Origin of the sequence: Providencia sp., from assembly GCF_003533305.1 — a bacterium.
GTDB lineage: Bacteria > Pseudomonadota > Gammaproteobacteria > Enterobacterales > Enterobacteriaceae > Providencia.
The window spans coordinates 132,110-157,319 of sequence record NZ_DOEH01000009.1 but is presented as its reverse complement, the minus strand read 5'-3'; the positions used below and the strand labels follow the sequence as shown (position 1 = coordinate 157,319).

Genomic DNA, 25,210 nt, shown 5'->3' with positions numbered 1-25,210 from the left:
GGGTTACGGTTCTCACAAGGCTATGAGAACCCTTATTCATAGAGGGTTACGCGCGGGCGTGACAAAGTGACAACATGATGAAAACAGACATTGACCCACGACAAGAGGCCAAAGAGCTTTATTGGCAGGCTTACAGCGTTTCGCAGATTGCAAAACGGCTGGGCACAAGTATTCATACAATTTATTCATGGCGACGACGTGATAAGTGGGATGAGGCTTCCCCTATTCATCGCGTGAATGACCAAACGCATGTAAAAGTGCTGCGTATCATGGCGAAAGACACCATGACCGCACATGACTTTAAAACGGTGGATTTTCTCAATCGGCAATTAGATCGCTTTGAACGGTTAGAAGCGAAAAAGCAAAGTTCAGTCACGGCCAAGACTAAAACACCAAAAAACCATTTCACCCCAGAGCAAATCGAACAACTAAAAACTTTGGTGTTGGATAGCTTATTTGAGTATCAGCGCCAATGGTGGGATGAACGCACCCAACGAAACCGCTTTATTCTTAAATCACGGCAAATTGGTGCCACGTGGTATTTTGCCCGCGAGGCCTTATTAACCGCATTGGAAACTGGCAATAACCAGATATTTCTCTCTGCTAGCCGCGCCCAAGCTTTTCAGTTCAAACGCTTTATTCAATTGCTCGCAAGGCAAGTCGGCGTTGAGCTTAAAGGCGGTGACGAAATTATGTTATCCAACGGCGGTATTCTGTTTTTTCTTGGCACGGCAGCTGCGACAGCGCAATCGTACACTGGCGACCTCTATTTTGATGAGGTGTTTTGGGTATCGCGTTTCTTAGAATTACGTAAAGTCGCCTCGGCTATGGCATCACATACCCATTTACGACGTACCTACTTTTCGACTCCATCCAGTGAAGATCACGAGGCCTATTCATTTTGGACAGGTGACTTGTATAACAAAGGAAAACCCGAAAAAGAACGTAAAATCATTGAGCTTTCACATAAGGTCCTAACGTTTGGTCACAAATGTGCGGATAAAATGTGGCGACAAATCGTTAATATTCACGATGCTATCGCCCGTGGTCTTGATCGTGTTGATTTAGAAGAAATTAAAGACGAAAACCCGCCTGACGATTTTCGCAATTTATACGAATGTGAGTTTGTTAAAACCGGTGAGCGGGCATTCAGCTACGATGCATTGATTAACTGCGGCGTGGATGGTTATAACAACCATGTATGGGCCGATTGGAAACCTTACGCCCCGCGCCCATTAGGTAATCGTCCTGTTTGGGTGGGTGCCGACCCAACCGGCACGGGGGATAATGGCGATGGTTTAGGGCTTGTTATCGCGTCACCACCGGCGGTAAGTGGTGGCAAATTTCGCATTATTGAAACTATTCAATTACGCGGTATGGCATTCGAGAAACAAGCCGAAGAAATCAGGCGTATTACACAGCGTTATAACGTGCAATCCATCACGATTGATGGCACCGGTGGTACTGGCGCAGCCGTTCACGAGCTAGTTGTGAAATTCTTCCCTGCGGCCAATCTACTCAACTACTCAGCCCCGATAAAACGCATGATGATCATGAAAATGCAGATGCTTATTCGTAGTGGCCGCTTTGAATACGATGCGGGGTTACATAAACCGCTGATCACCTCTTTTATGACTATCAAAAAAATTCAAACCCCAAGCGGGATTATCACGTATGAATCAAGCCGTGTACGTGGTTTAGACCATGGCGATCTGGCATGGGCGGCAATGAACATTTTCTCTAACGAAGCCATATCCAGTGAAACTGGCGGCACTGGCGCGCAAGTAATGGAGTTTTAAACATGGAACAAGCAACTGAATTAACAGCAACAGACGAACAAGCACAAGCCCCTGAATTTTGCTCATTTACTTTTGACCCGCCCTCTATTGTGTCTAGTGGTAGCGATTTACTCGACTGCATGGAGTGCGCCCACAATGGCCGCTGGTATGAAACCCCGATTGATTTTAATGGTATTGCGCGCTCTTTTACGTCATCTGCGGCTTATCATCAATCCCCCTTGGTATTTAAGCGCAATGTGATCACCAGTTGCTTTGAACCTACACCCTATTTATCACGACCTGATTTCATTTCATTTGCACAAGATTTTGTGGTTTTTGGCAATGGCTACCTCGAAAAACGTATCAACAGGCTCGGCGACATACAGGCACTTAAACCCTCATTGGCAAAATACACCCGCGCCGGTGTGAATGAGGGGCAGTTCTGGCAAGTGAAGAATTACCAAGATGCTTATGAGTTCCGCAAAAATAGCGTTATTCACCTGAAAAACCCCTGTATTCATCAAGAGATTTATGGCGTACCCGATTATTTAGCTGGACTAATTTCAGCAAATTTGAATCATTCAGCCACCCTATTTCGGACAAACTATTATGAGAACGGCAGTCACGCCGGTGTGATGGTTTATCTTTCCGCGGCATTGGCCGACGACAAGGCAGTCGAGTCATTAAAAAAATCACTCACCGAAGCCCGCAATGGTAAAGCATTTAAGAATATTTTTGTGTATGCAGCCAATGGCGGCAAGGATGGGATTCAAATCATGCCATTCTCACAAATCAGTGCAAAAGATGAGTTTGTTGGTATCAAAGACACCACACGCGATGATTTGTTGGCAATGCACCGCATCCCACCGCAGTTGATGGGGATCATTCCGCAAGGTTCCGGTAGCCTCGGCGATATCGAAAAGGCCGCAATGGTTTTTTGGTTCAATGAGTTATTGCCACTGATGGAAAGCATGAAGTCAATTAATGACATGCTAGGCGTTGAGGCGATCCGCTTTAAACAATATGCGTTGCTGGATTTTTTGACACAGGAGAAAGGTAAAGAGCCGAATTATAAATAATTCATCACAAGCTAAGTACAGAGAACATAACTGAAAGTAATCTATTTCCAACCTAGTGTAGGGAACCTGATCACAAACATTTCCGCTCAAACACAATAGAACGGCCCCAGCGCCGTTCTATCTATTCGGCATACAGAATCTATTTTTTATCTCATCTTGGCTGTACAGCCTGAATACTCACAAATAACACTACTAATGAGCTAATCACATCATAGCCAGCGCGGCCAATCTTTACCCCTTTGCGCGCGCTTGCTCCCCCGCCTCGCCCGCACACAAAAGGTGTGGGATTTTGTGCAGGTGTGTGGATGGTTGGAAGTTAGGCTGTGTATGGGGTTTGATGGGTAATAAGACAAATTTCTATTTATTCATTATAATGCAATTTTTTAAAACTTAATTAAATACAAAATTAATAATCTCAACTGAAGGACACGATATGAGAAACAAGATAGAATCATTTTTATCAGAAGAATATAATTCGGGATTAATGATAGTTGGTGATTGGGGAATAGGTAAAACTTTCTACACTCTTAATCTTTTAAAGACTATCAACCATGGCCACCGATTTGACTCTCAATCTTATGTATCTCTTTTGGGAATGAATAAGATAGAAGATGTTGAAAGAAATATTCACGATAATATAAGGTACTTTAATAAAGATGGAGTAACTAACTTAATAAAAGACACTCTAAAAATTGATAAAAAACTAAAGTTCAGAAATGCATCATTCGATATAACAAATTTCGTACCGAATCGATTAAATAAGACCATTATTATTTTAGATGATTTAGAACGAAAAGGTGAAACTCTAAAAACAATAGACTTAATAGCGTTAGCTCATAGAATAACTCAAAATTTTAGCTGCAAATTTATAATAATCTCAAATCTTGATAAAATACATGATGAGATTAGCAACGAATTAATTACATTTGATAAAATATTTTCTAATATAATTAGATACTCCCCTACCGATGGTGAAATCAACAAAGCTATCCATCAATTATTCACCCTAAACACAAAAAATTATGATGTAAAAAAACTCCAAATAGCATTTGATGAATTTAAGTCAATAATTAAAGACTGTAAAATAAAGAACATTAGGATACTATATAAGATGTTCATATTTTATTATCATTATATTGATTTTAAACCAAATGGAGAACCCAACCAATTTGATGGGTTATTTGTTTTTTTATCGTATTTAAAAAGCATTGGGGTTATAAATACATCACTGTATACGCTATCTGAAAATGAAAGCAAAATAGAAAAAAGTTTAACTACCGATTCTATTGATAACATGCTAGCGAATAAATTCAAACAATCAAGAATCAATCTTAAATCATTAAAAACAATAAGCATATGTTTGGAATTATTAAATGAAATATTCGAAAAAACTTATGTTAACTATCATTCTTTAAAAGTCAAACTAGACGACTTGTTTAAAGAGAATGACACTCTAAATAAAAATGACCATGCCGATAAAATAGTTGGGAAAATAGTTAACACTATCAATCCATTAACTAAAGATGAAATAGAACACATCTCTAACATACAGAATTACAATGTTGATATATATACTTTACTAAACTTAATTACTATTTATGGAGAGGATGAGAAATTCACTCAATTCTTTAATGTCACTATAAAAGGTATTATTCATAATATTTGTGAAAATTATAAGCAATGCATAGAATCCAATGGAGATGAAACTTCCAGAATAAAAAATATGGAGACCCATATAAAATTATTAAAAGAAAAAATCAATAAACATAGTATATTAAATTATTTTTATGATGAGTTGAATGAGCTCGAATTTAAAACTCAAGAAAATATCCCAAACCCCAATAAAACACAAGATGATTTATTTAAACTTAAGAAGATAATAACTTACTTAATAAAACCTTACGTATCCTCTCAATTTTTTTTCTTTCCTAATAAAGGACCTTTTCTTTTAAGAGTCTCTGATTATGAGACAATTGATTCTAATTACTTCAGAAAAAACAATACATTAATACAAAGTATCGATATTAATGATATAATAAAACTTCTATTTGAAGAAGTTGGCAACTTTGAGTTAGTAAAATCATTTTATAAATTCATATATATGACAGAATTTAATATAAATGACATCCTTGACAAGGATCAATCTACAGAAGATTTTGAGGTTGAAAATCCAAAATATAGTGAATGTCTAGAGCAGTTTAAAAATGACATAGAGCAAACCGTTAAGATTATAAAAGGAAAACTAAACCAAATTTTCACTACTGATCCAACATTAGAAAGTCGTATAAAAATTCATATTGCCTAATGTTTGTTTCAAATGATAGCCGAAGTTGCGGCTATCATTTACTGTTTATAACTTCATCGCTTTTCGCATTTCTTTAGCTATAGCTTCAATGACTGGAACACAGACACTATTACCAAATTGCTTATACGCTTGAGCGTTAGAAACAGGTATCTCATAGGTATCTGGGTAACCTTGCAACCTAGCCGCTTCTCTTGGGGTGATTTTACGGGGATTTTTTCCCTTTTGCTCTATTAATATTTCACTACCATCTTTATAGTAGCGAGCTGAAATAGTATTTGTATAAGCTGATTCTTCATTAAAAAGACCATAGCCAAAACCTTTACCATTCAATTTATTCTGAATTTTACGGCGTTGATGACCTTCCCATAACTTATCTGAAATTGTATATAAATCATCAACTTTTGGTTCTAGTATCGAGCCAACTTTTGTTTCTATCCCAACTGGTTCAGGAAATTTAAATTCAACACTCTGATCTAAAAAACCAACGATAAAAATACGCTCTCTATTTTGAGGAATACCGAAATCTCGGGCTTTAAGAACATCGTGATAAACAACATAACCGGCATCTTTAAGATGGTCTAATATAACTTGAAGTGTTCTACCTTTATCATGTCCACGAAGCTGCTTAACATTTTCAAGTAAAAATGCTTTTGGTTTTCTTTCCAGAAGGATGCGCTCAATGTCAAAAAAAAGTGTCCCTCTAGTATCTGAAAATCCTTTCTTCAACCCTGCTTGTGAAAAAGGCTGGCATGGGAATCCTGCGAGTAAAATATCATGCTCAGGTACATCGAATTCTGAAATTTCAGTTATATCGCCATGAATATTGTCATCACCAAAATTAGCTTTATACGTCTGAATAGCAAACTTATCTATTTCAGAGGTAAAAACACAGTTTACGCCACCAAATGCTTGATCAAACCCTAAACGAATTCCACCTATGCCGGCAAAAAGATCAATGACCTTTATCATAATGCTACTAATTCCAAAATTTTAATGTTGCTGGTAACTCATCTAAAAAGTACGTCTCAAAGTCAATAATACTTCTTTTGTCTTTCATTGTATCAGAATTCTTGATGTCATTTCTGACAACCAACACTATGTTATGACGAGCCATTTGCTCTGCCTTTGATGATGAAATATTATCATCAACAGTAAGCAAATGAATATTAGGAAGATTAGATCTTGCCACTTCTTCCACAACCTCTTGCCAACGTTCCCTTAATGTAGTTTTCATTGTTCCAACAATTGTTTTATCTCTACGTTGGTTAAAAGCACTTATACCTGGTAGGATAGAATCGACCACTTTACCTAACCCTAGTTCAGTGAAAGCTTTTTTACCTATTGAGGCTTGTGATTCAAAAGGATAACCATAGTATTCATATAGAAAATAAATTATCCCTTCAAACGTTTTCCCAGCGCGAGACCTTCTTGATTGAGTATTACTCAAACAAAGTTGATAAATATAAGGACTAATATATCCAGAATAGCTACCAAACAACTCTGTAATTGTATGTGTTAATGATTCGAGGTCAGTCAAGTCAGGTAACGATAATTGGGCGCATAGCTCTTCTAATTTTGCTTTTGGCGCCGCAAATTTCTCACCTATTTCTTTTAAAATTACAGCATTAAATACAGATTCTTCTTTTAAGAATTCATCATAAGCTAATTCACGCAGTTGAATAATAGCTTGAGTTACTTGCTTTTGTTCCAATAGGCCTGTCATTAAATCATGGTTAGTTTCGGTTGCTTTTTGCGCCGCAACTTTAGGGGGAGAAATCAATTTTCCTCGAGTTGTCTTTATAAAACTAGCAAATTTTTTTTCTTCTATTTCTGATAGTTTTATTAAATTCTGAATACTATTGTCCATTAAAACATGCCTTTAAACATAACATTAGTGTAAGGTCATACATATTAGCCCATATTTACTATTATATAAAATTCAGTTTCGCATTATCCCCCCCCTCTCTCGGAAATCGGTTACATCGGTTACATCCCACTAAAACCATCTCTAACTCACTGATTACAAACAACTCCGTTGTAACTATTTACTGGTTACAACGGGTTACAAAGCAGGGGTTAAAAAGTTACACCCTTATAAAACAATAAGTTATACTTTTAATTTGTAACCTCTTAAAACGGTTACACGTAACCGCAAAGTAACCCATTTGTAACCTTTTACTATTCTTATATTTATATATACTATCAATAAGATACAAGACTATTTTGATTTTGTAACCATTGTAACCGCTTTCCGAACCCCTCCCACAAATTCTCTATTTATATAAAAGACACTTAATAATGCTTATTTATCGTACACAATCCATATCTTCTCTCTTTTGTTATTCAGAGTATTTATGATATCTACTTGATGGCTTTCTACAGATAAAAGAAAGGCTGCACACCGGCAGCCTATAGATGAATTGACGACAAACTAACTCTCACTGTTATCCTGAAACACCCAACACTTAATCACTTCGGGCTTCTTAAGTGTACTCCCCACCGCAAGCGAACTATTAAACTGACTGTTTACCACACTTCTCACCGTCTTAACGCCCACAAACTTACGCATTCGGCCCGATTTCAATAAATTCTTAATATCTGTATTTAACAACATCGATTGACGATGTTCACTGGCCACCTGTGCAATATGGTTAAAATTCACCGCATAAACACCCTGCTCAACGCTATGATTCACACCAAACGCTTCATTATCTTGCAGATAATCGAACATATCCCAAAACTCCATCACTGGCGGCTGGTCGAGTTGAATCGCTTGAACACGTTGTTTGGCCAACTCAATAATAAAGTCGCGCGTTTGACGAATATGAGCCGCTTTTACGGGTAAAACTAACGCTAACGTTTCCAATAAAGCGATTAACTGTGCATGATTCTTGGCGATCCGCTCATGGTTAATCGCCTTATCTGCAAATAACTGCGCCTGCAAACCATCTACGCGCTCATTATATTGTTTTAATATTGCCGCTTCTTTCATCAGCACCGTAGGCAGGAAACCTGACAACTTTTCAATAGGATAACGCTCAAGGGCTACTGCGGCATAACGAGTTTCGATGCTCTGCTCAGCTTTATCGGTATAAAGATGAATTATTCGTTCTAAAACCGCACGTGATGCGTTAATTTCGGCATTCTGTGCAATCACAATGCTACCTTTAAATAACGGTTCATAGGTCTCATTACCGCTATTTTTTACCCCTAGCGAACGAGTTGCACGACCGTTATATAAAGATTTTAATTCTTCCCAATCGAACGCTTTCAGCTTTGCATTATCTTGCACTCGGTCACTTTCAATTAAACACACCGGCAAATTACTTATTTGTGAAAAATTACGTCCGCGAGCTGCTGCACTGGATTTTGACGCATCAAATCCCTCATAATCGGCACGACCACATAAACGCCATAAAAACTCAATCAACGTACTTTTACCCGAACCAGGCTCACCGCAAATTTCTAAAAATGGATAGCTTTTATGTATCTTTCGTATCTGTTCCGCAAAAAATGAACCTAACCAGAACGCCAGTACCACATAGCCTTTCGCGCCAAACGCTTCCCAAAGCGAGCCTAACCAATTAGTATCAAACTCGCTAAAATCAGTATTAATAGCTAATGACGGACTAAGGCTTAACGTCTTGATATCCAACTTATTAAGAGAAAAATAATCTTCCTCATTCAACGAATAACACTTACCATCCTGCACCGCTACACTATTAAATACATACACGCCATACTCTTTGTTGTAGCCCACATAATTTTGCGTGATCACCTCTTTGATATCCGGCAAAGCTTGCTTGCAGATACGATCTAATTGCAAAGTCGTGCCGGTATAAACTGCCCCTTTGGCCACATGCAATAAACGCTTTTTAAATTCACTGGCACTGGTTAACTGTGAGGCGGTAAAAGTGGCTTTAACCTGAGGTTGACGAGGAAAATCGACACGCATGTAATACCATGATTCATCGGTTTCAACGGACTTTTGGAAATATAACGGAGTAGGATAACAATTGGCGATTTCAACTACCGTACCGGACTCTTTTACCGCTTTTTGTCGGGCTTCATCCTCATCTAAATCTGGCTCAGCATCATGAATTCGCTCTATCGTTTTCATCATTTTATCGATATCCAACTTAAACCAATACAAGCGGTTATCGTGCTGAAAATCGAACTCTGAGCGCTCAGTCCAATTGAACATCAGGCGAGCTTTTTCAAACGCTGTTGAGGCTAACAACAACTTGCCATAATAACGATAACGGGCAATATCTCGCTCAGATAACTTGCCTCGCATCAATAAATCATTCCAATCATTGCCACACTCTTTTTCAGCCGGTCTGGCGGCGGTGGCTTTCCATCCATCATCGATACTTCGAGCAACAAACTTTTTCATGGCGCGCTCACCGGCTGCACCATTATCCAACGCCCAAACTAAAAGCGGCTTTCTATTATTGCCTAGCGCAGTTCTCAGCGTATTTAAAGCAATTTCAGGGTAGTTATGGCAAGTCATTAGAGAAACAGCGGGAATGCCATTTTGAATCAAGCTCAATGCATCAAAGATCCCCTCAGTCAGCCAAATCTCTTTAGCTTGAGTCAAATCCTGTTGCGGCAGTGTCCACCAATGCCCTTTATACGAACCAAAAAAGTTAGCTTTGCGATCAAACCGTGACGGCCTATCAATAATACGCTCCCAATAAGCCCCTTCAGGCAACGCAAATTTAATCGTTGCCGCCCCCAACCCATTAGCATGATAACTCGATTCCGAATAAAGCCCCTTTAACGGTGCGATATCAAGCCCTCTGGCGTGCTGTAAATAGGCATCGGCTGCGGCATTGGGGGCTTGCTGCGTTTTAGGATAGTGTGTTGACCAGTCATCAAATATGTCGGGATAGATTTCTTTAACAATCAACTCAGCTCCACACTTATTTTCACGGCCACAACGCAATACAAACGGCATTTCAATTGAGGTAAACAACTCTTTTTTCTTACAATTCGGGCATACACCTTGGCGAAAATAGCCGTTTTGCTCTTTAAATTGAAAGTCGTGTACGAGGCGAGGTAATAACGCCTGAATATGATATGATTTCATGTGATAACCTTTGAGCACACAACCCGCGGGATAGGCGTTGATTGTGTGCTATTTACTTATATAAAATGATTTCTCATACGCTGTGATAATGTTTTTCTTTCAGCTCAAATAGCGTTTGGCAGTCAATACAGAACGTGCAGCCCATTACCGCTTTACGCCTTGCCTCAGGTATCGGATGATCACAATTCTCACATTCAAATGCAGATACGCCATTTACCGGCTTTCTAGCGGCTTGAATATTCTGTTCCAGCACTAGCGCCGCATGGTCATTGGCACGATCGATAACATCAGACATAGTTAAGATCTCCCGCTTGTGACTCGAATTTATCCGCTTCATCAATCAATAGCTGATGAATTTGCGCATAATCTAATTTCTCAGTTAATACTTTGTCGGCTAATTGACGTTGACGATCGGCATATCGATTCATTAATGATTTACGCTCATCTTCCCTATTTGCTTTTATATTTTCAGCCACAGGGGTAAATATAGGTTCTGGAATATGTCTCATTTTAAAACCTCATTTTTAGGTAATAAAAAGCCCTGACCGATAAAGGTCACTGTTTATTAATTTGATTATTTAATTGCTAACTCTAATTATTTTCTATATTAATAATCACCTTACGATATTTAATCCGATTTTTTTAACCATGATCGGCAACATGGTGTGTGGTATATTTGCTATGCCTGCAATTTCTTGACAGGAATCAGGCATAACCCACCTAATAAAGGATATTGAACGATGACTCATGAAGAAAAAGTCTGTTTTTTATTTGACCAAACTCTCCAAGCTGTACTTAATCATAGAGGCCAAGGCGCTGTCCCATCTGACCTTACTCATGACTTTGACCGTTTCTATAAAGCACTTGAAGAACAATTAGATAAAAAATTAAAAGAAAAATAATATATTTATAGCATCAGAGCCTTACTTAATTATCTTTAAGGCTCTATTAATATTTTCGTTTATTTCATTAAGTTTAATATTTATTTGTGTCTCCGTAGTTGTAACCCAATCAATATCTCTTTTCAAAATTGATGAAATTATTTGTAATTTGTTTTTCAGAAATTTATCTTTTTCATCGAACCCTGAAAATATATTTTCTATTGCTTTGATAGAATCATCTAATGAAATCGACGTTCTATAATCACCAATAATAAGAGGTATGAGTATTGTTGTAACATGCTCGACAATTTCTAATTTTTTCTCTTGAATAAGCACGTTTAAATTACTTTCCATCTTTCGCCCTCCACAGCCCATCAATATATTTTGTCGCTTCAGCCATTGCATCGAACTTACCGAACGACTCCCCGACATGCCAAACGTGATAACGAGTGATTGGTGTCCATGTCTTGCGAGGCAACGTAATAATCGTAAACCCGCGATACACCGCACAATGACGGCTCACACCAACAATCCGGCTCATTGCGGTTTACCCAAACCTAACCACACCAACCAACCGTCGCGCATTTCTGCGGGTAACGACTCATAGGCCAGCCTTAAACCATTATTCCATGCAGGCAAATACACATAATTCTCCGCACGACTAGAGCCGGGTCTTTTCATCTGAACAATCGGTAACTTACCTGCTTTACGCATATCTGCCACTGCGCTTGCTGGCTTACCAATCAACTCAGCGAATTTTTCCTCAGTCACAACATCTGACAGACTTACGATTTTCTCTCTCATCTGCTACCCTCTTATGTCAGGCGCTTTCTAGCGCTTTAGGACTCTTTGCATCAATGCAAAGGATATATCAATTACTCGATACAATATGGAGTTCTCAATATAATGTCAAGAACGCAAGGAGAGAAATTGCGGCTTATTCGCAATTCCGAACAAATGACAAAAAGAGAGTTGGCAGATTTGACGGGGCTAAACTACGCCACTTATCACGGCTATGAGAGTGATAAATCTAAAATGACCTTTGAATCTGGCGTGAAAATATTTGCAGTTAAACGGTTCAGAAAATACCGCGATTGGTTCATGTTCGATGAGGTTAATCCCGAAGCTGGCCAAATCGCACCGGCTTTAGCGCACACTGGGCACGAAAATTCAGGCTCACCCCACTCAGACAAGAAAACTGGTTAACAATTTATCAGGCATTTTGTGAGGTTAACTCGCAAGGCCAATCGACCCTCGGAGGACTTTCTTATGGCAATTAAGAAACTCGAAGATGGTCAATATGAAGTGGACATTAGACCGGCTGGCCGTCAAGGAAAACGCGTCAGACGTCGATTTGATACAAAATACGAAGCCGTTTTGTTTGAACGTTACGCCCTATCAAACAAAATGCACAAAGATTGGTTAGATAAATCCAATGATATTCGGCCGCTACAAGACTTAATTGATTTGTGGTGGAACACCTTTGGTAAAAGTAGCGACTATGCGCGGGACACGTTATTAAGGGCAACACGCATTGCGACCGCACTCGATAACCCGCCAATGTGCTTATTAACCGATAAGCAATTAGCACTTTACCGCGAACTTCGGCTCGCTGCGGGTATCAAACCCTCCACGATAAACCGTGATTTTTCAGCGATAAGCGGCATATTTACCGCCTTAAAGCGCACGGATTTATTTATGGGTAAACACCCAATTCGAGGGCTATCACGGTTAAAGCAAAAAGCGACTGAGATGTCCTATTTAACGCATGAAGAAATTGGGCTGCTGCTGAATATATTAAAAGGTGATAATAAAAAAGTGGCTATTTTATGTTTAAGCACCGGCGCGCGTTGGGGGGAAGCCGTTAAATTAAAACGCGAGCACGTGATCCAAAATAAAATCCGTTTCACTTTTACCAAAACAGGCAAAGCGCGCATTGTGCCGATTTCCCAAGAAGTCGCAGATAAGGTCTGTACGCGAAAATCCGGTCTACTTTTTCCAAACACCTCTTACGATATGTTTAGAAAACACATAAAGACCATTAAGCCTGACATGCCACATGGTCAAGCCACGCACGCATTACGGCATACTTTCGCAACCCATTTTATGATGAATGGCGGTAGCATTATTACTTTGCAGAGGATACTAGGTCACTCGACATTACAGCAAACTCTGACCTACGCTCACTTTGCACCGGACTTTCTTCAAGATGCAATTACGTATAATCCATTAAAAGGAGGAACAAAGTTAGCTTAATAGATTGTTCATTTTAGGATGATTTTAACGACGAAAAGCAATACAAATTTAACTTTTGCATGTCCACAAATTGTCCACACTGGGATGCATTTCTTCGCTGTAAGTACCACCAAATCAGCGTTTAGATCGTCCACAAGTTGTCCACACTTGAACACTTTTAGGCACTTTTGAGCCTTTTTTGTACAGATAATGTACAAAAAAAAGGCACTCGCCCCCGAGTGCCTTTTGACTACAACCTACTGAATTTATAGACAAATACGACTATTCAGCGGTTCTGGTACTTGTGCGGATTAGGTAATCAAAGGCGCTAAGTGCGGCTTTTGCACCTTCTCCGGCTGAAATGATGATTTGTTTGTAAGGCACAGTGGTACAGTCGCCAGCGGCAAAAATACCTTTGATATTCGTTTCACCGCGAGCATCAACTTCAATTTCGCCCATACGGTTACGAGTAATCGTATCACCTAACCAATTGGTATTTGGCAATAAACCGATTTGTACAAATGCACCTGCGACCGCTAAAGAATGAACACTTTCATCTGCACGATTTTTATATTCTAAACTCGTCATCTTGCTACCATCACCCTTTACTTCTAAGGTCTGTGCATTCAAGATGATCTCTACATTTTTCATGCTGCGGGCTTTGTGCTGTAAAACAGCATCAGCTTTAAGTTCAGGTGCAAATTCTAATACTGTCACGTGCTCAACAATACCTGCTAAATCGATAGCGGCTTCAATTCCTGAGTTACCACCGCCAATAACAGCAACACGTTTACCTTTAAATAATGGGCCATCACAATGCGGGCAGAATGTGATCCCTTTGGTACGATATTCTTGTTCGCCCGGTACACCCATATTTCTCCAGCGTGCACCCGTTGAAATAATAATGCTGCGTGATTTTAAAACTCCGCCAGAAGCCGTTTCTATTTGATGTAAACCGCCTTCTTTCTCTGCCGGTATTAATTTAGTCACCGACTGGCCATCAATAATATCCACATCATAGTTATCAACGTGATTTTTAAGCGCTCCCGCAAATGTTGCACCTTCTGTTTTAATCACAGAAATATAATTTTCGATATCAACGGTATCCATGACTTGACCACCGAAACGCTCACCAATAACACCGGTGCGAATACCTTTACGTGCCGTATAAATTGCCGCTGATGCGCCAGCAGGGCCACTCCCGATGATCAGAACTTCATATGGCTCACGTTCAGTCAATGATTTAGCTGCACGTAAATCAGCATTAGTATCAACTTTACTCACAATCTCACTTAAAGTCATACGGCCTTGACCAAACTCCTTACCATTTAAGTAAACAGCTGGTACACCCATCACATTTCGCTCTTCAATTTCATTTTGAAAAAGCCCGCCATCGATAGCCGTATGGCTGATCTTGGGATTCAAAATAGCCATTAAATTAAGAGCTTGTACAACATCTGGGCAATTATGACATGATAATGAATAGTATGTTTCAAAATGGAACTCACCCTCGAGGGCTTCAATTTGTTCCAATAACTCTTGTGCTTCTTTAGATGGATGTCCACCCACTTGCAATAATGCGAGCACAAGAGATGTAAATTCGTGTCCTAATGGCGAGCCGGCAAAACGTACACCGCGGTCTACACCTGGGTTGGTAATTAAGAAAGATTGCATTCTTAATGAATTATTATGTTCAATGCGTACACTAATTTTGTCTGATAACGCTGCAATTTGTTCAATTAATTGTTTTATTTCATTTGATTTATTGCTGTCATCTAAATTGGCAACTAACTCTAATGGCTTAGTGAGTTTTTCTAAATAGACTTTCAATTGAGCCTGTAAATTATTATCGAGCATGTAATTCCCTTTTTAATGATAAAATCGGGTACATATACCCGTCAGATAGCAAATTGCAGGTGTCTTAATAATCACTATCACTTACCTACAATTTGCATTATCGTATTACTAATCTATGAATAGATTTATCAACGAATTAGATTTTACCGACTAAATCTAAAGATGGAGACAGAGTCGCTTCACCTTCCTTCCATTTAGCAGGACAAACTTCGCCTGGGTGGCTTGCAACATATTGAGCTGCTTTTATTTTACGCAGTAAATCTGATGCATCACGACCAATGCCTTCAGCTGTGATTTCAATTGCTTGAATAATACCTTCAGGGTCAACAACGAAAGTAGCACGGTCAGCTAGGCCCTCATCTTCACGCATGTTTTCAAAATTACGTGTTAATGCACCTGTTGGGTCTCCGATCATTGCATATTTGATTTTACCGATAGTGTCTGAGCTTGAATGCCATGCTTTATGAGTAAAGTGGGTATCAGTAGATACAGAATAAACATCAACACCTAATTTTTGTAATTCATCATAATGATCAGCAACATCACCAAGTTCTGTCGGGCAGACAAAGGTAAAATCAGCTGGATAAAAGAAAAACACACTCCATTTACCTTCAATATCTTTTTCAGTAACTGAAATGAATTCACCATTTTTAAATGCTTGGTTTGAGAATGGTTTGATTTTTGTATTAATTAGTGACATTTGAAGTCCTCCTGTTGGGTTGCCTATTAAGTTACTGTTTATAAGCATCTTAATCCAATCAGTAGGTACTATTGATTTGATAGGTAGAACCGAATCAATAAATATTAATTGATAGGTTTTATATTAATATTATATGCGAAGGTAAAGCGCTTACAGTAACATTCAGCAAGCGCTTTTTAATTTTTACTAAGCCATAGTTGCGATAGTTTTTCGGAAGCGAATCAATGCAAGACCAAAAAACACACTACCAATAACCATCAGAACAATAAACTGGGGCCACACGATTTGAAAACCAGCGCCTCGATACAATATAGCTTGCGCCAAACTAACAAAGTGGGTCGTTGGCATTGTTTGCATAATATCTTGCACTAGCTGCGGCATACTTTCACGAGCGGTCATTCCACCGGAAAGCATATTTAATGGTAACAATACCAGTATCATTAATAAACCAAACTGTGGCATTGAGCGTGCAATGGTTCCCATAAAAATACCGATAGATGTTGTAGCAAATAAACTTAATGCCACACCACACATAAACAATAGTATTGAGCCTTCGATTGGCACTTGAAGTAAAGTTTTCACAACTAAAAGTAATGAAACTCCCGAAGCGACTAATACCACTAATCCCATCGACCAAATTTTAGACATCATGATTTCAAAAGGTGTCAAAGGCATTACCATCAAGTGTTCAACTGTACCGTGCTCACGCTCACGAATTAACGCAGCCCCCGTCAGTACAATAGAAAGCATGGTGATATTATTGATGATGGCCATCACTGATCCAAACCAAGACTGCGTTAGGTTTGGATTGAAACGCATACGAACCTCAAGATCAACAGGCAAACTGGCATTACTGCGCGACTTGGCTAAAAATTCATTTACTTCACCTAACGTAATGTTTTGAATATAGCTATTGCCTAAAAATGCCTGACTCATCCGCGTTGCATCAATATTTACTTGTATTGCAGGATGACGCCCAGCTAATACATCTCGTTGAAAATTGGGCGGAATATCAAGTGCAAAAGTATAAGTACCGCTATTAAGCAATTCATCAATTTGATTAGGCGTAATATCCGCGGGAGGTAAAAAATAAGGTGCATAAAAACTATTAATAATTCGATTCGATAACTGAGACTTATCCTGATCAGCAATCGCGATAGGTGCATTATGCAACGAGCCTGGCGTCACCGTTGCTGATGAGTAAATAGAAACCGTGAAAGCAAATACAATCAGCCCTAACATGGCTTTATCTCGTCCCAAACTACGTAATTCCTTAATACCCAGATTTAAAATATTTTGTATTTTACGCATCATCACTAAGACTCCTGTTTTTTCAGGAAGTAAACACTCAGGCCTATCACAAGTGGGATCGTAATCAATAGTGGAATAAACGATGCCTGTAGATCAAATAAATTGAGACCTTTTGAGAAAGTACCTCTTGTGATAGTTAAAAAGTGGGATGTCGGATATATCATACCAACCCATCTACCAATACCCTCAAGTGATGATACCGGATCAATCATTCCTGAGAACTGAGTTGCAGGGATCAAAGTAATAATTGATGTCCCGAATATTGCTGCAATTTGGCTTTTCATAAAACATGAAATCAACAAGCCAATTCCTGTTGCAATAGTGATATAAAGAAATGCAGCTAGAGATAAAGTTAAAAAGCTACCTTTAAATTCAACACCAAAAAAATAGACCGAGAGAATACATAGTAGGACAAAGTTAAACATCCCAAGCACAATGTAAGGTAATTGTTTTCCAAGTAAAAACTCTAATTTGGTGATCGGGGTTACATATAAGTTAATAATAGAGCCGAGCTCTTTTTCACGCACTACACTGAGAGCACTAAGCATCGCAGGGATCATCATTAACAACAACGGTATAACCGCAGGTACAATAGCAGGTAGGCTTCGCACATCTGGGTTATAACGATAACGGGTTTCAATATCAATGACAGGTGTACCCGCAACGCCCGCAGGCTGACGGGCCGCCATGGTACTTAACCATGCCAGATGCATCGCCTGCACATAACCACGCACAGTTTCTGCGCGATTTGGCATCGCACCATCAATCCAAACCCCTATTTTAACTGGCGTTCCTCTTGCAACATCACGAGCAAAGTTAGGTGGAATTTCAATGGCAACAGTAATCTGTCCACTGCGCATGCCTGATTCTAATTGCTCGTAATCTTGAATTGGTGGTTGCTCGATAAAATAGCGAGAACCCGCAAGATTAAGGGTATAGCCTTGACTAAGTCCCGTTTGGTCACGGTCGAGCACAGCGAATCGTAAATTTTCCACGTCCATGCTAATACCATACCCCATAATAAACATCAGAATAACGGTACCGAGCAATGCAAGCGTCGAACGCACAGGGTCACGACGTAATTCCATACCTTCTCGGATTGTATAGCTAAACAGACGGCGGAAACTGAACCGTTTTTTTAATGCTTCCGTGGCATTATCTTTTAATGCAGGGTCAACATGAAACTCTGGTGCACTATCTTGCACTGCCCCCGCATCACCAACAGCATCTTGTAGGTAAGCAATAAAGGTATCTTCAAGTGTTTCAAGCCCCCGTTTTTTAATCAAATTATCAGGGGTATCACAATCGAGTACTTTCCCTGCATGCATCAGTGAAATACGGTCACAGCGCTCCGCTTCGTTCATAAAGTGGGTTGATATAAAAATTGTGACACCGTCACTTCTTGATAAATCAACCATTAAATTCCAGAACATATCCCGCGCTACGGGGTCTACCCCAGATGTTGGCTCATCAAGAATTAACATTTCGGGTTTATGGATCACCGCAACGGCGAGAGATAAACGCTGGCGAATACCTAATGGCAGGTCATCAGGCATTGTATCGCGTACGTCATTAAGTTCGAATCGCTGACACATTTCATCTAAACGTTGTTTTATTTGCGCTTCTGGAATGTGAAAAAGTTTCGCATGCAATTCAAGGTTTTGCTCAACAGTTAATTCGCTATAAAGCGAAAACGCCTGTGACATATAGCCTACGCGTTTGCGTGTTTCGATATCTTTTGGGTCAATTTCTTGACCAAATAACCAAGCTTGCCCTTCACTTGCAGGCAAAAGGCCCGTTAACATCTTCATGGTGGTTGATTTACCACAACCATTAGAACCAAGAAAACCAAATATTTCCCCTTTCGGGATTTTAAAATTAACGTGATCAACCGCCACGAATTGTCCAAAGCGCATAGTTAAATCTTGCGCTTCAATGGCAATAACATCATCTTTTGAGGTATCACGAGGCGGAATAACGACTTCTTTATGGCCACTACGTTTTTCTTCAGGCAATAGCGCAATAAAAGCAGCCTCAAGATCGTCACAAGCAGTTTGAGCTTTAAGCTCTGAGGCGTGCCCCGTCGCTAAAATTTTTCCATCATCCATCGCGACTAACCAATCAAAGCGCTCAGCTTCTTCCATATAAGCTGTTGCCACCAATACACTCATATTAGTTTGACGTTCACGAATTCGGTCAATTAAATCCCAAAATTGCGCACGAGATAGTGGATCAACACCGGTAGTGGGTTCATCTAAAATTAATAAATCTGGATCATGAATTAAGGCACAACATAACCCGAGCTTTTGTTTCATACCACCAGAAAGCTTGCCCGCCGGTCTATCTTTAAAAGGCGCTAGGCCAGTGCTCTCTAATAAATCCTGTATCCGATATTCACGTTCTTCTTTGGATTGACCAAATAATCGCCCAAAGAAATCTACGTTTTCATAAACAGATAACGTATGGTAAAGATTTTTACCCAAACCTTGGGGCATATAGGCGATACGGGGGCAAACAGCTCGACGATGATCCTCATCCTTCATATCCCCATCGAGAACAATCACACTACCTTGTTGAATAGCTCTAGCACCTGCAATAAGTGAAATTAGGCTAGATTTACCCACGCCATCAGGGCCAATTAACCCAACCATTTTTTTAGCAGGAATAGAAAGTACAATATCATCCAACGCACAATTATCACCATAATGTTGGCTGACATGCTTTATATCTACTATCACATCATCCATCAGTTTGTTGGTCATTGTGGTAATCTCACCTCAAGGTCAGCAGGCCATGGTTCATTGGCATCTAAACGGATATACGCCTTTCCTGGTAAACCCGTTTTAACATATTCAAGGTGTTGTTCTAATAATTCAGGAGAGATCCGCGCACGAACACGGAACATCAGTTTTAAGCGTTCATTCTGTGTTTCAACAGTTTTAGGGGTAAATTGTGCAACACTTGCTACAAAAGTCGCTTTCGCTGGGATCACAATATTAGGCGCTGCATCTAAAATAATATGTACATCACTCCCTAAAGCGACCTTCCCTGCATCTTCTGTAGGTAAGAAAAACGTCATATAGACATCGCTTAAATCAACCATATTAAGCACCCGACCACCTGAGCCTAGCACTTCACCTGGCTCCGCTACACGATATTGTATACGCCCATTTCTCGGAGCTTTTAGTACACTATCCTCTAAGTCGGCAATTATACGTCTTTCGGTTGCAGTTGCGGCTTCAACACGAGTTTTAGCTTGTACGATACCCGCGTTTGCAGAATCAATTGCCGCTGTCGATGCCGCAACTTGAGCTTTAGATGCTTCTAATGCAGCTTTTGCACCTAACATTTGTGCAGTGTCATCATCAACCTGTTGCTGTGACACTGCATTAGTTCTCACCAGTATTTTTGAACGATTGAGCCTTTTTTGTGCGGCATCAAGCTCCGCTTCTCGTTGGCGAACAACGGCTTGTGCAGCTAATTTCTCGCTTTTTCGTTGCATAAGACTGGATTCTGCGGTGACCACCGCACTAATAGCTTGACGTAACTGAGCTTGAACCTCATGTAACTGCTCTTGTAAGGCTCTAGTATCCATTCGAGCAAGTTCTTGCCCTTCTTTAACAAAATCACCTTCTTTTACGGTAATAACTTCAATTCGACCGGCAGTTTTAGTTGCAATATCTATCTCAGTGGCTTCGATTCGCCCGTTACTTTGTGCAAAACCGGAAGGTAATCCTCCTGAATTGGCATTCCAGTAATAAAGACCACCCGCACCAATAATTAAAATTAAAACTATGTAAAAAGATATTTTTTGCTTATTAATTTTCATACTATTCCTTTTCCATTCAACGAAGAAAATAACGAACAAAATAGTTTTGACTATTAACCTGATGAATTAATAAACCCACACGACTGTTTATGCATGAAATAGATACGGATAATCACTTAATTCGAAATTTTTATTATTATTATTTTTCTTCACAAACCTAAAAATAAAACACCTATAGGCTACTAGAAAGCTATCTATCTAATTTAATGATATTTTATCAAAATTTTGCTTAGGTGTAACAGTGCATGTATCACAAAAAATAAATTAAAAAAATAAAAGAGTATATAAGGCATTTATTGTATAGCTTTGAAGGGAGAAACAAAAAATAAAGCCAATAATTATTATAACATTAGTGACTTTATCTAAATTTATTGCTTCTATTTAGTATGGATTATAAACCGACTTTATTTCAGTTGATACTTAACTTGCAAAGCTAATGATTGTTTTTTCATCCATACGATAACGAACCCATTCATCTTGTGGTTCTGCACCAATGCTCTTGTAGAAATCAATAGCAGGTTGATTCCAATCCAATACACTCCATTCGAGTCGCTGGCATTTTCTTTCACAGGCTAGTATTGCTATATGTTTTAATAATGTCTTTCCTGCTCCCGTTCCACGAAAGTCAGGAGAAATATATAAATCTTCTAAATAAATGCCATTATTACCAAGCCATGTTGAATAGCTTGTAAAAAAAACAGCGTATCCGGCTGGTTTCCCATCCACATAGCACATTAATGCTTCCGTTTTTGAATTCGGGCCAAACAGTGAGTTTTCAATGTCCGCAACCGTTGCTTTTACTTCATGGCGCGCTTTTTCATAATCAGCAAGCTCGATAATCATCTCCAAAATTAACGTGGCATTTTCGAGAGTAGCGGGTTTTATTTCGATATTCATTTTTTGATCTCTTGTAGTTTGAGCGCCAATTTTAAATAGCTATCATCGATTTCACTAGCAGTAGAAATATAATTCATTTAAATATATCCATTATTAGAATTAGTTATAGCAATCAATAAACCAATAATAAACAACGCAATTATAGCTATTGCATTAAAAAGATATCATTTGCTATGATAAGAATAGTGTTCAACTTAACCTAAAAATAAGGAGGCTAAACTATGCTGTTGTGTGATCTAATTGAATATTCACACTTCTTTGGCAATCGTCAAAGCTCAGGCTTTCACAGTTTTATACTGCGATAATCCTGCCTGAGCGAAGACACTAACTAAAGGAAACTTCCTCAGCTTACTGGGTTATCGTTATTACGATACCTTGGCATTTTTATGCCTAAAATTTGAGTAAGCTATGAGCACATTATTATCTGTAAAATCATTGAACTATGATACTTCCACTCGTTCACTATTAAACGATATGACATTCACTTTGCAACAAGGTGATCGCATTGGTTTAATTGGCCATAACGGGAGCGGAAAAAGCACTCTCTTAAAATTAATCACTCATCAATTATTACCAAATAGTGGCAGCATTACCTATGCCAACCATTGTGTAACTGCCTATATTGAACAGCACTTACCTGATGATATTATTGGATTAACATTAATTGAAGCATTAGTACAAAAATTGCCTGAACAAGATAAGGTATCAGAGCGTTGGCGAGCTGAAGTTCTGTTATCTGAATTAGGTTTTACTTCTGAACAATGGTTACAAAAAGCCAATGAAATCAGTGGAGGTCAACACACCCGCTTGTTGCTAGGCCGTGCATTGATTTCTCAACCGGATTTATTGTTACTTGATGAACCCAGTAATCACTTGGATTTACCAACGCTGATTTGGTTAGGTAATTTCCTACAGTCATGGAAAGGCAGCTTTGTCCTTGTTTCTCATGACCAATCGTTACTCGATAAAGTCACAAACTGTACTTGGATATTACGTGATAAAACATTGCATTTTTATCGGCTGCCTTGCAGTGCTGCTCGTAAAGCATTAATTGAAAAAGATGCTGCTGACGAGCATCGTCACCAAGCAGAGCAAAAGGAAATAGATCGTGTTGCCTCAAGTGCAAAGCGTTTAGCTATTTGGGGACGCGTGTATGACAATGAAGGACTGGCGAGTAAAGCCAAGCAAATGGAAAAACAAGTTGACCGTTTGAAGGATGCACAAACTGAACTTTCAGAGGGTTATCAATGGAAACTTGCGCTAAATGGCAAATCAATACCCGCCAATAGAGTGCTTGAATTCGATAACGCACGCATTAAAACGCCTGATGCTACACCTTTATTTTCAACAAGTTTTCATCAAGTAAAAAGTGGCGATCACATCGCTATTATTGGCGCTAATGGGTGTGGAAAATCAACATTATTACGATTAATTTGGCAAAATTATCAGCAAGAACTACGTTATAGTTCTCAACTGAAATTTCATCCTGCAATTAGTGCGGGTTATTATGACCAACAATTAGCGCAGCTTAATGACAATGACAATTTACTTGATGCATTGCGAAATTTTGCACCATTAACCGATGATCAACGGAAAATGGCCTTAATTGGCGCAGGGTTTCCCTATATCAGGCATCAGCAAAAAGTCTCAACTTTAAGTGGCGGTGAACGCGCCAGATTACTTTTTATTGGACTCAGCCTTGCTCAATATGAATTGATCTTACTCGATGAACCGACAAACCACCTTGATCTTGAAGGTAAAGAAGCGCTAAGTGAGCAAATTACTCAGTTTTCTGGGGCTTTATTAGTCGTCAGTCATGATAAATGGTTAATAGAAAATAGTTGTCAGCGATTTTGGTATATCCATAATAATCGCTTGGAAGAGTACCTCAATCTTGATGATATATATCAGCAAATTGAGCAGCAATCTCATCAATCGAATAATATTCTCATTGCAGATAATTCGCTTAACTTAATTACAGAAATAAGTGAAAGCCATGTTTCTCATGAAGATGAATTATTAGAACAACTATTGATATTAGAAGAAAAATTACAGACAGATAAACTACGTAAGTTGGCACATCAAAAACCACAATTGCAACAACAGTGGGTTGATGAAATAGCCAAAATTCAATCACAATTAGATTTATAATTTGGGTTTTTAAATAGCCCCTGATTACCTTGCGTAGTCAGGGGATTACAAATGTTGGGAAATTATAGTGAAAGCTTGATATTATTTAGTAAATGATATTTAACTTAATTTACAAAATAGCTATACGTATGACACTTAACACTTCCATTTTCGTCCGTATATTTCAGACACTTTATTTCATGAGAAACGCAGTTCATCGCTAAAATAAACATTGAATAATGATAAGTTTTTCTATAACGCATTAAATAATTCCCTCTAATGCATTAGAGATAATCACTTTATGAATAAAGATTTTGTAAACCATCAATTCTAATATTAAGCCTTTTGTTTTTTTGCTCGCTTAAAATAAGATGTCGGCACCTTAGGGCAAACAACTTCTTTAAATTTAGCATCTGTAGCTGGTTTTTTTGCTTGTTCAGCATTAGTTTCTTCTGCTGAATTATTCTGTACTGGTTTGATTATTTCGTTCATATATAAATGCTCTTTCACTTGAATAATATCATGAGTTTTTGCCATCTTATTTATCCTCTGCCACTAATACGGCATTAACCTGTTCAATCCTATCAACTGCGCTGTTAATGATTTCAATCACTTTTTCAGTTTCTTCTGTCGTTAGTTGCTGCAAAACAATTTTATGCCTCAATAACGATTTAAATTTATCTACTGCACACTCAATCTCATTCGCAAATTGATTTCCTGCTTTAAGTTCTTGTGCATAATTTAATTTCATTTTAACTTCAGCAAAGATATCTGCTTTTAGTAATAAAAAGCACCGGCCCTCTGGGGTTATAGCATAACATTTACGCCCCTTCCCACTATCTTTACCTGTAATAATAAAGCCTAATTCTTCTAAAAGTGTCAACGTTGGGTAAATAACACCAGGACTCGGACAATAAAAACCCGCAGTACCCTGACTTATTTTTTTGATCAATTCGTATCCGTAATTGGTCCCATCCGCAAGCAAGTGTAAAATGTAGATACGTAGTTGTTTGGGATTAAACATTCGCCTTACACTTTTGCCATTACATAGGCATGTTTCAGGCTGTTGCATACTGTTCATTAACACTCTCTGGCATTGTTTTTACTACAGTAAAC

The 25,210-nt window shown here is 38.8% G+C and carries 23 protein-coding genes; 7 read left to right on the top strand and 16 right to left on the bottom strand.

The annotated features are described in order from the left end of the window. Positions 1-74: 74 nt before the first annotated feature. From DD649_RS03375 to DD649_RS03365, 3 genes are all read left to right on the top strand, one after another. Entirely contained in the window at positions 75-1,799 is a 1,725-nt protein-coding gene (locus DD649_RS03375; RefSeq protein WP_294103592.1) for a terminase family protein, read from the top strand. A gap of 2 nt (positions 1,800-1,801) precedes the next feature. After that, on the top strand, positions 1,802-2,857 hold the full coding sequence (locus DD649_RS03370; RefSeq protein WP_294103590.1) for a phage portal protein: 1,056 nt from the start codon (positions 1,802-1,804) through the stop codon (positions 2,855-2,857). A 433-nt stretch (positions 2,858-3,290) separates the two neighbouring features. Then, a complete protein-coding gene (locus tag DD649_RS03365; protein WP_294103588.1) occupies positions 3,291-5,162 on the top strand; it encodes a hypothetical protein in 1,872 nt (623 codons plus the stop codon). 45 nt (positions 5,163-5,207) lie between these two features. Here DD649_RS03365 and DD649_RS03360 read toward each other — a convergent pair whose 3' ends face one another. The 5 genes from DD649_RS03360 to DD649_RS03340 form a co-directional block, all read right to left on the bottom strand. After that, complete coding sequence (locus DD649_RS03360) at positions 5,208-6,131, bottom strand: DNA cytosine methyltransferase (protein ID WP_294103586.1); 924 nt, start codon at positions 6,129-6,131, stop codon at positions 5,208-5,210. A gap of 7 nt (positions 6,132-6,138) precedes the next feature. Then, positions 6,139-7,029, bottom strand: a complete 891-nt coding sequence (locus DD649_RS03355; protein ID WP_294103584.1) for a type II restriction endonuclease — start codon at positions 7,027-7,029, stop codon at positions 6,139-6,141. Positions 7,030-7,593: 564 nt separating this feature from the next. Further along, entirely contained in the window at positions 7,594-10,254 is a 2,661-nt protein-coding gene (locus tag DD649_RS03350; protein ID WP_294103582.1) for a toprim domain-containing protein, read from the bottom strand. 73 nt (positions 10,255-10,327) lie between these two features. Beyond that, positions 10,328-10,549, bottom strand: a complete 222-nt coding sequence (locus DD649_RS03345; RefSeq protein ID WP_336429050.1) for a TraR/DksA family transcriptional regulator — start codon at positions 10,547-10,549, stop codon at positions 10,328-10,330. After that, positions 10,542-10,763 (bottom strand): hypothetical protein, encoded by a 222-nt coding sequence (locus DD649_RS03340; protein ID WP_336429048.1) that lies wholly within the window; start codon positions 10,761-10,763, stop codon positions 10,542-10,544. The genes DD649_RS03345 and DD649_RS03340 overlap by 8 nt, the downstream gene beginning before the upstream one ends. 231 nt (positions 10,764-10,994) lie before the next feature. Here DD649_RS03340 and DD649_RS03335 point away from each other — a divergent pair, with 231 nt between their 5' ends. Then, on the top strand, positions 10,995-11,156 hold the full coding sequence (locus tag DD649_RS03335) for a hypothetical protein (protein ID WP_272534032.1): 162 nt from the start codon (positions 10,995-10,997) through the stop codon (positions 11,154-11,156). 21 nt (positions 11,157-11,177) lie between these two features. Here DD649_RS03335 and DD649_RS20040 read toward each other — a convergent pair whose 3' ends face one another. Genes DD649_RS20040 through DD649_RS03325 form a run of 3 tightly spaced genes read right to left on the bottom strand, consistent with a single transcriptional unit; the run spans position 11,178 to position 11,939 of the window. Beyond that, on the bottom strand, positions 11,178-11,489 hold the full coding sequence (locus tag DD649_RS20040; RefSeq protein WP_336429044.1) for a hypothetical protein: 312 nt from the start codon (positions 11,487-11,489) through the stop codon (positions 11,178-11,180). Further along, on the bottom strand, positions 11,479-11,676 hold the full coding sequence (locus DD649_RS03330) for a hypothetical protein (protein WP_154611080.1): 198 nt from the start codon (positions 11,674-11,676) through the stop codon (positions 11,479-11,481). Before DD649_RS03330 ends, DD649_RS20040 begins: the two co-directional genes overlap by 11 nt. Then, on the bottom strand, positions 11,673-11,939 hold the full coding sequence (locus DD649_RS03325; protein ID WP_076913935.1) for a Cox family DNA-binding protein: 267 nt from the start codon (positions 11,937-11,939) through the stop codon (positions 11,673-11,675). The genes DD649_RS03330 and DD649_RS03325 overlap by 4 nt, the downstream gene beginning before the upstream one ends. A 102-nt stretch (positions 11,940-12,041) precedes the next feature. Here DD649_RS03325 and DD649_RS03320 point away from each other — a divergent pair, with 102 nt between their 5' ends. Both DD649_RS03320 and DD649_RS03315 read left to right on the top strand, forming a co-directional pair. Then, entirely contained in the window at positions 12,042-12,341 is a 300-nt protein-coding gene (locus tag DD649_RS03320) for a helix-turn-helix transcriptional regulator (protein ID WP_004254765.1), read from the top strand. A gap of 63 nt (positions 12,342-12,404) precedes the next feature. Then, positions 12,405-13,391 carry a tyrosine-type recombinase/integrase gene (locus DD649_RS03315; protein ID WP_294103567.1) on the top strand — a complete coding sequence of 329 codons (987 nt, stop codon included), beginning with the start codon at positions 12,405-12,407 and terminating at the stop codon, positions 13,389-13,391. Positions 13,392-13,652: 261 nt separating this feature from the next. Here the strand turns inward: DD649_RS03315 and ahpF are convergent, their stop codons facing one another. The 6 genes from ahpF to DD649_RS03285 form a co-directional block, all read right to left on the bottom strand. After that, positions 13,653-15,227, bottom strand: coding sequence for an alkyl hydroperoxide reductase subunit F (ahpF, locus tag DD649_RS03310; protein ID WP_294103565.1), 1,575 nt, complete (start codon positions 15,225-15,227; stop codon positions 13,653-13,655). A gap of 136 nt (positions 15,228-15,363) precedes the next feature. After that, on the bottom strand, positions 15,364-15,927 hold the full coding sequence (ahpC, locus tag DD649_RS03305) for an alkyl hydroperoxide reductase subunit C (RefSeq protein ID WP_294103563.1): 564 nt from the start codon (positions 15,925-15,927) through the stop codon (positions 15,364-15,366). Positions 15,928-16,113: 186 nt separating this feature from the next. Further along, on the bottom strand, positions 16,114-17,238 hold the full coding sequence (locus DD649_RS03300) for an ABC transporter permease (protein ID WP_294103887.1): 1,125 nt from the start codon (positions 17,236-17,238) through the stop codon (positions 16,114-16,116). 5 nt (positions 17,239-17,243) lie between these two features. Continuing rightward, entirely contained in the window at positions 17,244-20,000 is a 2,757-nt protein-coding gene (gene rbbA, locus DD649_RS03295) for a ribosome-associated ATPase/putative transporter RbbA (RefSeq protein ID WP_294103561.1), read from the bottom strand. Continuing rightward, entirely contained in the window at positions 19,997-21,067 is a 1,071-nt protein-coding gene (locus DD649_RS03290; protein ID WP_336429027.1) for an HlyD family efflux transporter periplasmic adaptor subunit, read from the bottom strand. The genes rbbA and DD649_RS03290 overlap by 4 nt, the downstream gene beginning before the upstream one ends. Positions 21,068-21,487: 420 nt before the next feature. Continuing rightward, positions 21,488-21,964 (bottom strand): GNAT family N-acetyltransferase, encoded by a 477-nt coding sequence (locus tag DD649_RS03285; protein ID WP_294103557.1) that lies wholly within the window; start codon positions 21,962-21,964, stop codon positions 21,488-21,490. A 408-nt stretch (positions 21,965-22,372) separates the two neighbouring features. Here DD649_RS03285 and DD649_RS03280 point away from each other — a divergent pair, with 408 nt between their 5' ends. Beyond that, complete coding sequence (locus DD649_RS03280) at positions 22,373-24,115, top strand: ABC-F family ATP-binding cassette domain-containing protein (RefSeq protein WP_294103555.1); 1,743 nt, start codon at positions 22,373-22,375, stop codon at positions 24,113-24,115. A gap of 315 nt (positions 24,116-24,430) precedes the next feature. Here DD649_RS03280 and DD649_RS03275 read toward each other — a convergent pair whose 3' ends face one another. Both DD649_RS03275 and DD649_RS03270 read right to left on the bottom strand, forming a co-directional pair. Continuing rightward, positions 24,431-24,631 carry a DEAD/DEAH box helicase gene (locus DD649_RS03275; protein WP_294103551.1) on the bottom strand — a complete coding sequence of 67 codons (201 nt, stop codon included), beginning with the start codon at positions 24,629-24,631 and terminating at the stop codon, positions 24,431-24,433. Position 24,632: 1 nt separating this feature from the next. Further along, positions 24,633-25,175: a PadR family transcriptional regulator gene (locus DD649_RS03270; RefSeq protein WP_294103550.1), complete on the bottom strand. Its 543-nt coding sequence runs from the start codon at positions 25,173-25,175 to the stop codon at positions 24,633-24,635. Positions 25,176-25,210: the final 35 nt, after the last annotated feature.

Bases quoted from the DNA above. Each gene is read 5' to 3' on its own strand.
- DD649_RS03375 (WP_294103592.1), top strand. From the start codon at position 75: ATGATGAAAACAGACATTGACCCACGACAAGAGGCCAAAGAGCTTTAT.
- DD649_RS03370 (WP_294103590.1), top strand. From the start codon at position 1,802: ATGGAACAAGCAACTGAATTAACAGCAACAGACGAACAAGCACAAGCC.
- DD649_RS03365 (WP_294103588.1), top strand. From the start codon at position 3,291: ATGAGAAACAAGATAGAATCATTTTTATCAGAAGAATATAATTCGGGA.
- DD649_RS03360 (WP_294103586.1), bottom strand. From the start codon at position 6,131: ATGATAAAGGTCATTGATCTTTTTGCCGGCATAGGTGGAATTCGTTTA.
- DD649_RS03355 (WP_294103584.1), bottom strand. From the start codon at position 7,029: ATGGACAATAGTATTCAGAATTTAATAAAACTATCAGAAATAGAAGAA.
- DD649_RS03350 (WP_294103582.1), bottom strand. From the start codon at position 10,254: ATGAAATCATATCATATTCAGGCGTTATTACCTCGCCTCGTACACGAC.
- DD649_RS03345 (WP_336429050.1), bottom strand. From the start codon at position 10,549: ATGTCTGATGTTATCGATCGTGCCAATGACCATGCGGCGCTAGTGCTG.
- DD649_RS03340 (WP_336429048.1), bottom strand. From the start codon at position 10,763: ATGAGACATATTCCAGAACCTATATTTACCCCTGTGGCTGAAAATATA.
- DD649_RS03335 (WP_272534032.1), top strand. From the start codon at position 10,995: ATGACTCATGAAGAAAAAGTCTGTTTTTTATTTGACCAAACTCTCCAA.
- DD649_RS20040 (WP_336429044.1), bottom strand. From the start codon at position 11,489: ATGGAAAGTAATTTAAACGTGCTTATTCAAGAGAAAAAATTAGAAATT.
- DD649_RS03330 (WP_154611080.1), bottom strand. From the start codon at position 11,676: ATGAGCCGGATTGTTGGTGTGAGCCGTCATTGTGCGGTGTATCGCGGG.
- DD649_RS03325 (WP_076913935.1), bottom strand. From the start codon at position 11,939: ATGAGAGAGAAAATCGTAAGTCTGTCAGATGTTGTGACTGAGGAAAAA.
- DD649_RS03320 (WP_004254765.1), top strand. From the start codon at position 12,042: ATGTCAAGAACGCAAGGAGAGAAATTGCGGCTTATTCGCAATTCCGAA.
- DD649_RS03315 (WP_294103567.1), top strand. From the start codon at position 12,405: ATGGCAATTAAGAAACTCGAAGATGGTCAATATGAAGTGGACATTAGA.
- ahpF (WP_294103565.1), bottom strand. From the start codon at position 15,227: ATGCTCGATAATAATTTACAGGCTCAATTGAAAGTCTATTTAGAAAAA.
- ahpC (WP_294103563.1), bottom strand. From the start codon at position 15,927: ATGTCACTAATTAATACAAAAATCAAACCATTCTCAAACCAAGCATTT.
- DD649_RS03300 (WP_294103887.1), bottom strand. From the start codon at position 17,238: ATGCGTAAAATACAAAATATTTTAAATCTGGGTATTAAGGAATTACGT.
- rbbA (WP_294103561.1), bottom strand. From the start codon at position 20,000: ATGACCAACAAACTGATGGATGATGTGATAGTAGATATAAAGCATGTC.
- DD649_RS03290 (WP_336429027.1), bottom strand. From the start codon at position 21,067: ATGAAAATTAATAAGCAAAAAATATCTTTTTACATAGTTTTAATTTTA.
- DD649_RS03285 (WP_294103557.1), bottom strand. From the start codon at position 21,964: ATGAATATCGAAATAAAACCCGCTACTCTCGAAAATGCCACGTTAATT.
- DD649_RS03280 (WP_294103555.1), top strand. From the start codon at position 22,373: ATGAGCACATTATTATCTGTAAAATCATTGAACTATGATACTTCCACT.
- DD649_RS03275 (WP_294103551.1), bottom strand. From the start codon at position 24,631: ATGGCAAAAACTCATGATATTATTCAAGTGAAAGAGCATTTATATATG.
- DD649_RS03270 (WP_294103550.1), bottom strand. From the start codon at position 25,175: ATGAACAGTATGCAACAGCCTGAAACATGCCTATGTAATGGCAAAAGT.